Source organism: Streptomyces sp. NBC_01261, assembly GCF_036226385.1.
Classification (GTDB): Bacteria; Actinomycetota; Actinomycetes; order Streptomycetales; family Streptomycetaceae; genus Streptomyces.
On the sequence record NZ_CP108463.1, the window covers coordinates 5074823 to 5087875 of the forward strand.

Sequence of the window (13053 nt, forward strand, 5' to 3'; positions counted from 1 at the left end):
GCTCACGCCTTCGGCGCCACCTTGCTCAGCCCGTTGATGATGCGGTCCATCGCGTCGCCGCCCGTGGGGTCGGTGAGGTTGGCCAGCATCTTCAGGGTGAACTTCATCAGCAGGGGGTGCGTCAGGCCGCGCTGGGCCGCGATCTTCATGACCTTCGGGTTGCCGATGAGCTTCACGAAGGCGCGGCCCAGCGTGTAGTAGCCGCCGTAGGTGTCCTTGAGGACCTGCGGGTAGCGCTGCAGGGCGAGTTCGCGGCTCGCGGGGGTCGGGCGGGCGTGGGCCTGGACGATGACGTCGGCGGCGATCTGGCCGGACTCCATGGCGTAGGCGATGCCCTCGCCGTTGAAGGGGTTCACCAGGCCGCCGGCGTCGCCGACCAACAACAACCCCTTCGTGTAATGGGGTTGCCGGTTGAAGGCCATCGGGAGGGCCGCGCCACGGATCGGGCCGGTCATGTTCTCGGGGGTGTACCCCCAGTCCTCGGGCATGGACGCGCACCAGGCCTTCAGCACCTCGCGCCAGTCCAACTCCTTGAAGGAATCAGAGGTGTTGAGGACACCGAGGCCGACGTTCGAGGTGCCGTCGCCCATGCCGAAGATCCAGCCGTAGCCGGGCAGCAGGCGGTCCTCCGCGCCGCGGCGGTCCCACAGTTCCAGCCAGGACTCCAGGTAGTCGTCCTCGTGGCGGGGCGAGGTGAAGTACGTCCGGACCGCCACGCCCATCGGGCGGTCCTCGCGGCGGTGCAGGCCCATCGCGAGGGAGAGGCGGGTGGAGTTGCCGTCGGCGGCGACCACCAGGGGCGCGTGGAAGGTGACTTCGCGTTTCTCCTCGCCGAGCTTGGCGTTGACGCCGGTGATCCGGCCGGTGCGCTCGTCGACGATCGGGGCGCCGACGTTGCAGCGCTCGTAGAGGCGGGCGCCCGCCTTCTGGGCGTTGTGGGCGAGCTGTTCGTCGAAGTCGTCGCGCTTGCGGACGAGGCCGTAGTCCGGGAAGGAGGCGAGTTCCGGCCAGTCCAGCTGGAGGCGGACCCCGCCGCCGATGATGCGCAGGCCCTTGTTGCGCAGCCAGCCGGCCTCCTCGGAGATGTCGATGCCCATGGCCACGAGCTGCTTGGTGGCGCGCGGGGTGAGTCCGTCGCCGCACACCTTCTCGCGCGGGAACTCGGTCTTCTCCAGCAGGAGTACGTCGAGTCCGGACTTGGCGAGGTGATAAGCGGTGGCGGAGCCGGCTGGCCCCGCGCCGACGACGATCACATCGGCGGTGTTTTCGGAGAGGGGCTCGGTCACGGCGGGATCTCCCCAAGTTCGAAATCTGCGTGCCGACCGGCACTGGACATGGGCAGTCTATTCAGCGCCACTGATCACCAGGCTGAAGGGCTGCCCCGTGAACCGAGCTCTCCCCGCAGTACGACTGCGTGTCCCGACCGACGAGGACGCCGTGGCCTGGCACCGGGCCTTCGCCCACCCGGACGTCATGGAGTTCCACGGCGGGAAGGCCGCCGAGCTGTCCGTCTACGAGGAGCTCACCGCCCGCCAGCGCCGGCACGACGCGGAGCGCGGTTTCTGCCTGTGGACGATGCTCGACGAGTCGGACCGCGTCATCGGCTTCACCGGCGCCCAGCCCTGGCCGCAGGACTGGGGACCGAAGGGTGAGATCGAGATCGGCTGGCGGCTGGGGCGGGAGTTCTGGGGCCAGGGGTACGCCACGGCAGCCGCCGAGACGACCCTGGAGCGGGTGCGGGCGGCCGGGGTGCCGAGCGTGGTGGCGATGGTGCTGGCCCGCAACACCCGGTCCATCGCGGTGACCCAGCGGCTGGGTATGCACCTCGCCGAGGTCTTCACCACGCCCTCGCGCGAGGAGGAGGGCCACTGCTACCGACTCGAACTGTGACGCAGAGTAACTATCCGCTACAGAACGACACTTGACGCTTCCGGTCGGGGCCGGACCGGGGTTACCCTTCCGGTACCGCTGGGGGTGACATCTGTGCGTATAACGCCCAAAACACCTGAAGTGCGCGTGCCACGGCTCGTCGGCCTGATGGCCGTGGACGCGCGCGAGACGGCCCAGTCGCGCGGGCTGTTCATCAACTCGCCGGACCGGCCCGACCTCCATCTCGCCGTCGTCGACTACGTCGTACGGCAGTACCCGCAGCCCGACGCCGAGGTGCCGCGGGACTCCGTGATCTACGTCTGGTTCGACTTCGGCGAGGGGGACGGCGGGGGCGGTATGCGCGAGCCGCGCATCCCCCGGCCGCCGAGCGGCGGGATGCAGCGCGAGCTGGACGAGCCGCCGGGCGGCGACGCGTTCTTCGAGGCGATCAGGTAAGAGGGGCCGGGCAGCGGGCCAAGAGCGGCCGGGCGGGCGCGCTCGGGCACTTCGGCGCCGCCCACCCCCGAAGCACTACTCAGGGCTCCGCACCCGAAGCACTGCTCAGGACCCCGCGCTCGCAGCCCTGCTCGGGACCCCGCTCCCCGCAGCCGCAATCAGACCTGCTTGAAACCCCGGTGCAGGGCCACGATCCCGCCGCTCAGGTTGCGATACGCGACCTTCGACCAGCCGGCCTTACGGAGCCGCTCGGCCAGTGCGGGCTGGTCGGGCCAGGCGCGGATGGACTCGGCGAGGTAGACGTACGCGTCCGGGTTCGAGGAGACGGTCCGGGCGACCGGCGGCAGCGCGCGCATCAGGTACTCGGTGTAGACCGTGCGGAACGGCGCCCACGTGGGGTGCGAGAACTCGCAGATCACCACCCGGCCGCCGGGCTTGGTCACCCGGTACAGCTCGCGCAGCGCGGTGTCCGTGTCCTGCACGTTGCGCAGCCCGAAGGAGATGGTCACGGCGTCGAACGTGTCGTCCTTGAACGGCAACCTGGTCGCGTCGCCGGCCGTGAGCGGCAGCCAGGGGTGGCGCTTCTTGCCGACCTGGAGCATGCCGAGGGAGAAGTCGCAGGGCACGACATAGGCGCCGCTGCGGGCGAAGGGGAGGGACGAGGTCGCCGTACCGGCGGCGAGGTCCAGGATTTTCTGCGCGGGGCGGGCGTCGACCGCCTTCGTGACCTCCTTGCGCCATCGGCGGTCCTGGCCGAGCGACAGCACGTCGTTGGTCAGGTCGTACCGTTCCGCCACGTCGTCGAACATCGAGGCGACTTCGTGCGGCTGCTTGTCCAGGGATGCGCGGGTCACGGGCCCATTGTGGCAGTACGGACCGGGCACACCGAAGGCGCCCGGCCCGTACCGCCCGTACCGAAAAGGAATCTCACGACGGCAGGAGTCTCGGTTTCTTCTTCGCCGCCACGTCCTCCACCCAGCCGCACAGCACGATGAAGACGGCGATGAGAATCCAGCCGATGCCGAACATGAACCACTGACTGCCCAGCGGCAGCCACTTCTCGAAGGCGGGCACCTTCCAGAACTGGTCGGTCAGCGGCACCGCGAGCACCAGCGCGATCTCGTGCCAGAGATAGATCGTCACGGCCCGCGAGTTGAAGATCGTGACGATCCGGTCCAGCTTCTTGAACCGGGTCAGCCAGGCGAAGTCGATGTCGAAGTAGGCCTTGGCCCACATCAGCAGCATGACGTAGCCGGCCGACCAGTACGTCTGGGCGAGCGGGTTCTCGTCCAGGTCGTACGTCCCGGCCTCGGCCTGGTGCGTGAAGGCGTACCAGCCGCCGAAGACGATCGCGGCGACGGACAACGTGACCACCAGGAAGGGCTTCAGCTTCTGGAGCACCCCGTCGCGGTGCGCGAAGCCCAGGATCCAGCAGAAGAGGTACGTCGACAGGTCCCACAGCGCGTTGCCGAAGCGGTTGTCCGGCCCCGCCCACACGTACTTGAGGACGACGATCGGCACAAGTGTCAGCAGCAGCACCGGAATCGGCGCCTTGCGGAAGATCCACAGCAGCACCGGCGACAGCATCACGAACCACAGATACGTCCGCAGGTACCAGAGGATCTCCCAGGCCTGCGTGCCCCAGGCGTTGCCCGGCGGATCCCCGACCGGCACGATCCAGAAGACGATCTGCCAGCCCGGCATCCAGTCGTGGATCATCATCGCCACGAGCACGAAGAAACCCCAGAACCAGAACGGCGGCAGCAGCCTCCGCATCCGGCTCTTGACCACCTTGAACGCGGGCCGCTCCAGCGACTTGGCCATCAGCGTCCCGGCCAGCCCGAACATGATCCCCATCGAGGGGAACACCATCCCGCACCAGGCCCACCCGAAGGTGTGGTAGGTCACGACCCGGACCAGCGCGACGGCCCGCAAGGTGTCGAAGTACCGGTCCCGGCCCACCTTTTGAGGCACGGGCGCCGGCACTTCGGCAACCTCTTCGACCACCGGCTCCGGCTCGGGCGCCGACTCCGGTTCCGGTTCCGGTTCCACGACGGGCAGAGGCGCCGTCGCGTACTGCTGCGGCTGCCCGTGGTCGACGAACTGCTGCTGCTCGTAGGGATGTTGTACGTAGGGCTGCGGCTGGCCGTACGGCTGAGGCCGGCCGTATCCGTCGTATCCGTCGTATCCGTCGTAGCCGTACGGCTGTTGGGGCTGCTGGGGTTGTTGCGGTTGCCCGTAGCCACCCCCGTACCCCTGCTGTTGCTGTTCCCAGCTCATCAGCTCGCCCCCGCCGGTGTGCCGACCTCGCCGGTGCGCTTGAGTTTCTGCCAGCGCAGCCGGCCGCCGGTCAGGGCGGTGATGCTGGAGTGGATGAGGACGAGGTACATCATCTGGCGGTAGGCGAGTTGCTGGAGCGGCATCATCAGCAGATAGCGGTACTTCTCCCGGTCCAGCCTGAACGCGTAGGCCGCGCACAGGAGTTGGATACCGAGCACCGCGAACCACATCGCGAGAGACGCCCAGAAGTCGACGAAGATCATCGAGTAGACGGTGAAGACGTCGATCAGCGGGGCGAAGACCGGCGTGATGATCTGGAAGATCACCACCAGAGGCATGCCGACCCGGCCGAATCGGCCCGAAGGACCCTTGTCCGTAAGGGACTTGCGGTGCTTCCACAGCGCCTGCATGGTGCCGTAGGACCAGCGGTAGCGCTGCGACCAGAGCTGCTTGAGGGAGGCCGGGGCCTCGGTCCAGGCCTTGGCGTGTTCCTGGTAGACGACCCGCCAGCCCTCGCGGTGCAGGGCGATGGTGATGTCGGTGTCCTCGGCGAGGGTGTCCTCGCTCATGCCGCCGACGGCGAGCACGGCCTCCCGGCGGAACGCGCCGATCGCGCCCGGGATGGTGGGCATGCAGCGCAGCAGGTCGTACATGCGGCGGTCGAGGTTGAAGCCCATCACGTACTCGATGTGCTGCCAGGCGCCGATGATCGTGTTGCGGTTGCCGACCTTGGCGTTGCCCGCGACCGCGCCGACCTCGGGGTCGGCGAAGGGCTGCACGAGGTGCCGTACGGTGTCGGGCTCGAAGACGGTGTCACCGTCCATCATCACGACGATGTCGTAACTCGCGCTGCGCACACCGTTGTTGAGGGCGGCGGGCTTGCCCGCGTTCTCCTGGCGGATGACCCGGACGTTCGTCATGCCGAAGGAGCGGGCCGCCTCGCGGGCGATCTCGGAGGTGCCGTCCGAGGAGCCGTCGTCGACGACGATGACCTCGATCGGGTGGGTGCTCTTCGCCAGCGACTCAAGGGTGTTGGCGATGCACTCCTTCTCGTTGTACGCCGGGACGATCACCGTCACCGGGCGGGTGACCGTCGGTCCCCAGCTGAACCTGCGTTTGTTGCGCTGTCTGTAATGGCGCCGGGCGAGGATCAGCATCATCCCGAAGCGGCTCATGACGGCGACGCCGACGACGGTGAGGCCGGCCGCGAGTCCCGGCACCACCCACTCCGCGACGGCGACGGCGTAGATGAGCGCCTTGCCCTCGTAGAGGGTCATGCCGGTGGCCTCGCGGTGGGCGCCCTGAAGGACCGAGGTCTGCCGGGTGCCGTTGCGGTTGTTGCCCGTTCCGGTGCCGCCGACGGCCGAGTCGACCGGGGTCCGGCCGGTGCCGCCGGGTGCGGCGGACGGTGCCGCGGACGGCTGGGCGCCGGCCTCGACCGTGCCGGTGCTCGTCCCGGCGGCCGTGCCCGCGCCCGCTCCGGCACCCGCGCCGGTCCCGCTCGCCCGCTCGGTGGCGGCGTTCTTGGCGATGGCGCCGCTCACCGTGGTGAACGTGTAGCCCTTCGCCTTCATCTTCGCGATGTACGTGGGCAGCGCCTTCATGGTCTGCGAACGCACACCACCGGCGTCGTGGAACAGCACCGAGGAACCCGAAGTCCCGGACGGCGTGGCCCACTTGATGATCTTCGCGACGCCGGGCTGCTTCCAGTCGTCGCTGTCGGTGTCGACGAAGACGCTGGTGTAGCCGGACGCGCCGAGCTTCTTGTAGACGGGGTAGCTGTAGTTGTCGATGGCGTCCGTCTCCGAGGAGTACGGCGCGCGGAAGAGCGTGGTGGTGATGCCGGCCGCGCCGGCGAGCGCGAGCTGGGTCTGCTCCATCTCGCGCTTGATACGGGCGTCGCTCTGGTAGGAGAGGTCGACGTGGGTGAACGTGTGGATGCCCACCTCGTTGCCCTGCGCGACCATCTGCTTCACGATGTCCGGGTAGCGCGAGACCATCGAGCCCACCAGGAAGAACGTGGCGGGGACGTCGTACTTCTTGAGGATCTTCAGGACCGTGGGCGTGTAGGTGGGGTTCGGGCCGTCGTCGAAGGTGAGGACGATGGTCTTCTTCGGGATGGTCTGGGTGACCGGCTTGCCGTTCCGGAAGGTCAGGATCGGGCCGCCGTTGAGCACCTTGTCGGGGACCTTGCTGGCGCTCGCGCCGTCCCGGACGCGTTCGTCGCCGCCGACTTCCGCGCGCAGGTAGCCGTCGAGCAGCATCACGCAGGTGAGGCCGAGGAGAAGCAGCAGGGCGAGAATCACCCGGGGTCGCTGGAGCGCGGAGGCCTTGCCGGCCGCGCGTTCCATCCGGGTCGGGGCGCGTCGGCGCCCGCGCGAGGGAGTCGTCGTAGTCATGGCTGCGGGGGCGCTCCGGTCAGTGTGCGGTGGCTGAGGACGACGGGGCCGCACCCGTGGGGGTGCCCGAGGGGATGTCGGTCGGGGCGCCGGTCGGAACACCGGAGGGCGCTACGCCGCCTCTGCCGCCGTTGGGGCCGTAGCCACCGCCGGGAGCCGAACCGGCCTGGCCGCCGCCGAAGGGCAGCAGCGAGGAGGGGTTGAGCGAGATGCCCCAGCCCATGAACGCCATGCCGAGTACGAACGCGTACCCGAGGCAGACGGTGCCCATGAGGAGGCCGATCCGGCGCAGCACCTTTGACCGGCGGCCGGAGTTGTCAACGAACACGGGACCGTCTACGGACCCGTTGCCGCCTTTGCGGCGGCGACTCCGCGCAGAGGCGCGGTTTTCGATGGCGGACTCGGATTGCATTCCCCAGACATTAGGCCGCCTTTATGTGACCAAAACTCTGATTCTCTTGTGAGCCCGCCCAGAGAAAAGCCGCAACCTGTGCCTTCCCTTAGAGAACCCAGGAAAAGCCTTATGAGCGGCCGGTGTCAGTAGTGTCCCCAATTTTCCGCTTCGCCGCCCGGCTTGACCGTTTCGCGCAACGATACTCGTGGGTTTCCTATGTTTTTTCTGTCTTCGTGAGACACAGCCCCATGTGCTTCATTTAGCCTTCGGAAACCGACTCTGTTTCCATCCTGAGACAGAAATCACCGTCCCGAGACGGAAAGGGTGCATGCTCATATGAGGAGTTTCCTGAAACCGGCGGCCGGGCTCACCTGCTTGTTTGCCCTCGCGGTCACCGGATGCTCCTCCAGCTCCGGTGACTCGTCGGACTCGTCCTCCGGAGGCACGGAGAGCGCTCCGTCCACACCGTCGTCGACGCCGTCGTCGTCCGCCTCGGCGGGCTCGTCGTCGACCACGGCCTACGCCCCGTACGTCAGCGCCACGACGGCCGCGGACATGGACGGCAAGGGGTCGCCGTCGACGTACAACCTGTCCTTCGCCATCGCGAGCGGGAGCACGTGCACACCGACGTGGAACGGTACGACCGCGATCGGCGACTCGGCCGTCAAGTCCAGGATTTCGGCGCTGAAGACCTCCGGGGCCACGGTTCGGGTCTCCTTCGGCGGGGCGTCCGGCAAGGAGCTGGCGGAGACCTGCAGCAGCGCGACCGCCCTCGCGAAGGCGTACGGCGAGGCGCTGGACGCGGCGGGTTCGTCCCAGGCCGACTTCGACATCGAGGGCGACGCGCTGACCGATTCCACGTCGGTCGCCCTGCGCTCCAAGGCGATAGCCCTGCTCCAGAAGGAGCGCACCGGCCTCAAGGTCTCCTTCACCCTGCCCGTGATGCCGTCCGGCCTCGACTCCGACAGCCTGGCGCTGCTGGAGTCCGCCAACGACAACGCGGTCGAGGTCTCCACGGTGAACATCATGACGATGAACTACGGCGAGTCGTACACCGGTGACATGGGCGACTACGCGATCACGTCCGCCACGGCCACGCACACCCAGCTGAAGAAGGTGTTCGGGTTGTCGGACGCGGGGGCCTGGCAGGGGATGGCGCTCACGTCGATGATCGGGGTGAACGATGTCTCCGGGGAGACGTTCTCGCTCTCGGACGCGGCGCAGGTGCGGACGTTCGCCGAGTCGAAGAAGGTCGCGTGGGTGTCGATGTGGTCGACGTTCCGGGATCAGCAGTGTGAGAGCGGTGGTTCGGACGACGACGCGGCTACGGACTGCAGTGGGGTGACGCAGTCTGCGGGGGCGTTCGGGGAAGCGTTCGCCGGGTGACGGTGCGTTGTTGGCTGACGGTGCGTCGTGGCTGGTCGCGCAGTTCCCCGCGCCCCTGAAGGATGGGGGGTCGGGGTGAGCGCCGCTGGTCGCGGCCTCGCGGCGAAGCCGCACGACGGCACAGCCCCGCGCCCCTAAGGGCGTTGCCCCTAGCGGCGTCGGTGAACCAACCGGCCCGCACACACCGTTGCGATGCAGGTGCCGGTCTCGTCGAATACGGCCAGGTCGGCTCGGCCAAGGTCCGAAAGGGCCGTAGGGCGCGGGGCGGCCAGGATCACGACATCGTTCCGCTGCGCCGCCGTCCGGAGTTCGGGTGAGTCGACGTGTTCCGCCAGGACGGCGGTCGCGCCTGTCTTCAGTACGGCGTGGATGCGTTCGCGGGGGCTCGGGGCGTCCGGGAGGGGGCCCTCGTGGACGCGGGCCGGGCCCAGCGCGCCGGGCCAACTGCGCACCCGGGCGCCGGGAAAGCGGTCCCGGATCTCCGCCAGGGTCCCGGCACCCACGATCCGGGCGCCCTCGACGGCGACGGCCCCGCCCTCGTCGGCCGTGTGAATCGTCAGCACAGCAGGCCTAGTTGGCGGACAGCAGCTTCAACTCCGGGTGAGCCGTGCCGCCTTCGATCGCCGTGGACGAGATGTGGGACATCACGCGCTCGTCGACCGGGTCGTTGGCCGGGTCGTCGTGGACGACGATGTGCTCGTACGTCGTGGCCCGCTGGGCGGGGACGCGGCCCGCCTTGCGGATGAGGTCGATGATCTCCATGCGGTTGGAGCGGTGCTTGGCGCCGGCCGAGGAGACGACGTTCTCCTCCAGCATGATCGAGCCGAGGTCGTCCGCGCCGTAGTGCAGGGAGAGTTGGCCGACCTCCTTGCCCGTCGTCAGCCAACTGCCCTGGATGTGGGCGATGTTGTCCATGAAGAGGCGGGCGATGGCGATCATCCGCAGGTACTCGAACAGCGTGGCCTGCGTGCGGCCCTTCAGGTGGTTGTTCTCGGGCTGGTAGGTGTACGGGATGAAGGCCCGGAAGCCACCGGTGCGGTCCTGCACGTCACGGATCATCCGCAGGTGCTCGATGCGCTCGGCGTTGGTCTCGCCGGTGCCCATGAGCATCGTCGACGTGGACTCGACGCCCAGGTTGTGCGCCGCCTCCATGATCTCCAGCCAGCGCTCGCCGGACTCCTTGAGGGGCGCGATGGCCTTGCGGGGGCGGGCGGGGAGCAGTTCGGCACCGGCGCCCGCGAAGGAGTCGAGACCGGCCGCGTGGATGCGGGTGATGGCCTCTTCGACGGTGACCTTCGAGATCCGGGCCATGTGCTCGACCTCGGACGCGCCGAGGGAGTGGATGACCAGCTGGGGGTACGCGCCCTTGATCGCGGCGAAGTGCTCCTCGTAGTACTCGACGCCGAAGTCCGGGTGGTGTCCGCCCTGGAACATGATCTGCGTACCGCCGAGTTCGACGGTCTCCGCACACCGGCGCAGGATGTCGTCGAGGTCCCGCGTCCAGCCCTTCGCGGTGTCCTTGGGGGCCGCGTAGAACGCGCAGAACTTGCACGCCGTGACGCACACGTTCGTGTAGTTGATGTTCCGCTCGATGATGTACGTCGCGATGTGCTCCGTACCCGCGTACCGACGTTTGCGTACGGCGTCGGCGGCGGCGCCGAGCGCGTGCAGCGGGGCGTCGCGGTAGAGGTCGAGCGCCTCTTCGGGGGTGATGCGCCCGCCCTCGGCGGCACGGTCGAGGACGGACTGAAGCTCGGCCTTCTCGGTCACCGGGAGGTCCCTTTCGTCAAGGGTTGCGGACAGGCAACGGTTGCTGACGGACCTGGCCAGCCTACGCCAGCCGTTTCTGTCGCCGGACGTCAGGCGGATACCGCCCGCACCTCAGGCCGTGTACGCGCCGACCAGCAGTCCGAGGAACGCACCGGCGAGCAGAAACGGCCCAAAGGGGACGACGATCCCCCGGCCGTCCCGCCGTCGCCAGGCCGCGAACCCGCCGTAGACCGCCCGCAGCAGGAACCCCGCGAACGCGCCCAGCATCACCGTCGGCCACCCGTACCACCCGAGCACGACCCCCGCCCCGACCGCGAGCCTCACCTCGTCGATGCCCAGACCGCCACCGCTGCCGGAGTCGATACGGCTCAGCGCGAAGTACCCGCCGCCGAGCACGAGGGCGCCGAGCAGCGCGGTCGTCCAGTGCCCGGCGTGCTCGGGCAGGAGGGCGACGAGACCGAGGAGGGCGAGGGCGGCACCGGCGAGGGGAAGCGCCGGGCCGACGGTGCCGGCGGACAGGACGGCGACGGGCGCGAGCAGCAGCCAGACCGCCAGCTCGGGCCTGATCCCGGTGGCGGCGGCGAGGGCGACACACATCAGCACGACGAGGAGAGCGGTACCGGCACCGCGCCGGCCGACCCGCGCCACCACCGCTCCCGCACCCGCGCCCCACACCCCCGCGAGGGCGATCAGCAGCTGGTCGTAGTCCACCCGGCGGCCCCGACGCCCTACTTGACCTTGGACAACCGCGCGCTCGGGGAGCCCTCGGCCGAACTGTCCGACGCGTACTTGAGGTCGTCGCCGACGGGGGTGAGGGTGACCGTGTGGGCGGCCTGGTTGCAGACGTCACGGTTCGACGTCGCGCCCGCGGCCGAGGCGACGAGCCGGGTCTTCGTCACCTGCTTCAGGGTCAGTACGTCGTCACAGACGCCGCCGAGCTGGTCGGTCTGGCGGAGGATGCCCAGCCGCTGCCCCACGCCCACCTTGGCGATCGTGATCCGGAAGGTCCCGTCGGGGAGCGTGCCGTCGAGGGCGGTGCCGTCGCCCTGCCAGGTGCCGAGGTAGGAGTCGGGGATGGACGGGAGCGAGGAGCCGTCGCCCGTGCCCGGCGCCCCGCTCGCCGTGGCGGAAGTCGTGGACGAAGTGGTCGGGATCGCGCCCGCCGAGGAGTCCTTGCCCTTGTCGTCCGGCCGCATCCAGTACAACAACGCCGGCACCAGCGTCACCACCGCCAGCGCCCCGGCGACGGACAGCGCCACCGCGCAACCGACCCTGCGGCCACGCCCGTTGGGCCCGGGGGCCGCCGTCGCCGCGACGGAGACGGACACCTTTCCGGGCCGCTGACCGGAGGCCGGGGGGACGGTGTCGTACGGGGCCGCGTCACGGGGTTCGGGGACGAACCCGGTTGGCCCCGCAGGTGACTTGGGCATCACCGGCGCCGGTCCGAAGGCCCCGGCCCCCGCCCCCACCGACGGACTGCTGAACCCCACCGGCCCCGAGGGCACCCCTTCGGCGACCCCCGCGGCCTCAAGATTCAGCAGCTGTACGGCACTTCGGCTGACCTGTTCCACCAACGCCCCCGGCAGCCACCCCCCGGCCACCAGCCGGGCCGCTCCGTCCGGAGCGAGCCACCGACCCACCTCACCCGGCGTCGGCCGCGCGGCGGGATCCTTCGCCAGACAGGCACTCGCGAGCTGCCTCAAGTCCCCGTCCATCTCGCCGAGTTGGGGCTCTTCGTGGACGACCTTGTAGAGGAGCGCGGCGGAGGAGTCACCGGGAAAGGGGGATGTGCCCGTGGCCGCGTAAGCCAACACAGCCCCCAGCGAGAAGACATCAGACGCACCCGTCGCGCCCTTGCCGAGGATCTGCTCGGGGGCCATGTAACCGGGCGAGCCGATGGAGACACCGGTGGAGGTGAGGGAGGCGGTGCCCTCCGTGGCGCGGGCGATCCCGAAGTCGATCAACAGGGGCCCGTCGAGGGTGAGAAGCACGTTGGACGGCTTCACGTCCCGGTGCACGAGTCCCAACTCGTGCACCGCCGTGAGCGCTTCGGCGAGCCCCGCGCCGAGCGCCCGTACGGTGGCCGTGGGCAGCGGCCCGCCGTCCGCGACGGCGGCGGACAGGGAGGGCCCGGCGGCGTAGGCCGTAGCGACCCACGGCACGGAAGCCTCGGGATCGGCGTCCAGCACAGGGGCAGTCCACGCACCCCCCACCCGCCGCGCGGCGTCGACCTCGCGGCGGAAGCGGGCGCGGAACTCCTCGTCGAGCGCGAAGTGCGGATGCACGATCTTGACCGCGACCGTACGACCGCCCGCGCTGCGCCCGAGATAGACCCGGCCCATCCCACCGGACCCGAGCCGCCCGAGCAGCCGGTAGGGCCCCACGACCGTGGGTTCGTCGTCTCCGAGCGGCTGCATGCCGTCCACCCCTCCCCCGCACGACTTCCAGCAGGGTAGTGCGCCACACCCCACCGGCGATGACGGCTGGAGCGGATCCGCG

The 13053-nt window shown here is 69.4% G+C and carries 12 protein-coding genes; 3 read left to right on the forward strand and 9 right to left on the reverse strand.

Annotated features, from left to right (window positions below; genetic code table 11):
• Positions 1-2 precede the first annotated feature (2 nt).
• Positions 3-1286 carry a geranylgeranyl reductase family protein gene (locus tag OG226_RS22220; protein ID WP_019061216.1) on the reverse strand — a complete coding sequence of 428 codons (1284 nt, stop codon included), beginning with the start codon at positions 1284-1286 and terminating at the stop codon, positions 3-5.
• A gap of 97 nt (positions 1287-1383) precedes the next feature.
• Here OG226_RS22220 and OG226_RS22225 point away from each other — a divergent pair, with 97 nt between their 5' ends.
• Positions 1384-1890, forward strand: coding sequence for a GNAT family N-acetyltransferase (locus OG226_RS22225; protein ID WP_328680275.1), 507 nt, complete (start codon positions 1384-1386; stop codon positions 1888-1890).
• Positions 1891-2010: 120 nt separating this feature from the next.
• Positions 2011-2325 (forward strand): PASTA domain-containing protein, encoded by a 315-nt coding sequence (locus OG226_RS22230; RefSeq protein ID WP_328680276.1) that lies wholly within the window; start codon positions 2011-2013, stop codon positions 2323-2325.
• Between the two features lie 158 nt (positions 2326-2483).
• Here the strand turns inward: OG226_RS22230 and OG226_RS22235 are convergent, their stop codons facing one another.
• The 4 genes from OG226_RS22235 to OG226_RS22250 all read right to left on the reverse strand — a co-directional run bounded on the left by OG226_RS22235 (position 2484) and on the right by OG226_RS22250 (position 7332).
• Positions 2484-3179: a demethylmenaquinone methyltransferase gene (locus OG226_RS22235; protein WP_328680277.1), complete on the reverse strand. Its 696-nt coding sequence runs from the start codon at positions 3177-3179 to the stop codon at positions 2484-2486.
• 73 nt (positions 3180-3252) lie between these two features.
• Entirely contained in the window at positions 3253-4605 is a 1353-nt protein-coding gene (locus OG226_RS22240) for an acyltransferase family protein (protein WP_329349817.1), read from the reverse strand.
• Positions 4605-7004 carry a bifunctional polysaccharide deacetylase/glycosyltransferase family 2 protein gene (locus tag OG226_RS22245; protein WP_328680282.1) on the reverse strand — a complete coding sequence of 800 codons (2400 nt, stop codon included), beginning with the start codon at positions 7002-7004 and terminating at the stop codon, positions 4605-4607. Before OG226_RS22245 ends, OG226_RS22240 begins: the two co-directional genes overlap by 1 nt.
• A 19-nt stretch (positions 7005-7023) precedes the next feature.
• Complete coding sequence (locus OG226_RS22250; protein WP_328680284.1) at positions 7024-7332, reverse strand: hypothetical protein; 309 nt, start codon at positions 7330-7332, stop codon at positions 7024-7026.
• Between the two features lie 402 nt (positions 7333-7734).
• Here OG226_RS22250 and OG226_RS22255 point away from each other — a divergent pair, with 402 nt between their 5' ends.
• The gene (locus OG226_RS22255; RefSeq protein ID WP_329349818.1) at positions 7735-8784 is read left to right on the forward strand and encodes a chitinase; all 1050 of its coding nucleotides are present in this window, start codon (positions 7735-7737) and stop codon (positions 8782-8784) included.
• A gap of 149 nt (positions 8785-8933) precedes the next feature.
• Here the strand turns inward: OG226_RS22255 and OG226_RS22260 are convergent, their stop codons facing one another.
• From OG226_RS22260 to OG226_RS22275, 4 genes are all read right to left on the reverse strand, one after another.
• Positions 8934-9347: an imidazolonepropionase-like domain-containing protein gene (locus OG226_RS22260; RefSeq protein WP_329349819.1), complete on the reverse strand. Its 414-nt coding sequence runs from the start codon at positions 9345-9347 to the stop codon at positions 8934-8936.
• A gap of 7 nt (positions 9348-9354) precedes the next feature.
• The gene (gene mqnC / locus OG226_RS22265; protein WP_328680290.1) at positions 9355-10554 is read right to left on the reverse strand and encodes a cyclic dehypoxanthinyl futalosine synthase; all 1200 of its coding nucleotides are present in this window, start codon (positions 10552-10554) and stop codon (positions 9355-9357) included.
• Between the two features lie 111 nt (positions 10555-10665).
• A complete protein-coding gene (locus OG226_RS22270) occupies positions 10666-11265 on the reverse strand; it encodes a hypothetical protein (protein ID WP_329349820.1) in 600 nt (199 codons plus the stop codon).
• A gap of 17 nt (positions 11266-11282) precedes the next feature.
• A complete protein-coding gene (locus OG226_RS22275; RefSeq protein WP_329349821.1) occupies positions 11283-12971 on the reverse strand; it encodes a serine/threonine-protein kinase in 1689 nt (562 codons plus the stop codon).
• Positions 12972-13053 lie beyond the last annotated feature (82 nt).

What these genes read in the sequence shown, in the direction of transcription:
- OG226_RS22240 (WP_329349817.1), bottom strand. Translation starts at nt 4,605, where the DNA reads ATGAGCTGGGAACAGCAACAGCAGGGGTACGGGGGTGGCTACGGGCAA.
- OG226_RS22245 (WP_328680282.1), bottom strand. Translation starts at nt 7,004, where the DNA reads ATGACTACGACGACTCCCTCGCGCGGGCGCCGACGCGCCCCGACCCGG.
- OG226_RS22255 (WP_329349818.1), top strand. Translation starts at nt 7,735, where the DNA reads ATGAGGAGTTTCCTGAAACCGGCGGCCGGGCTCACCTGCTTGTTTGCC.
- OG226_RS22275 (WP_329349821.1), bottom strand. Translation starts at nt 12,971, where the DNA reads ATGCAGCCGCTCGGAGACGACGAACCCACGGTCGTGGGGCCCTACCGG.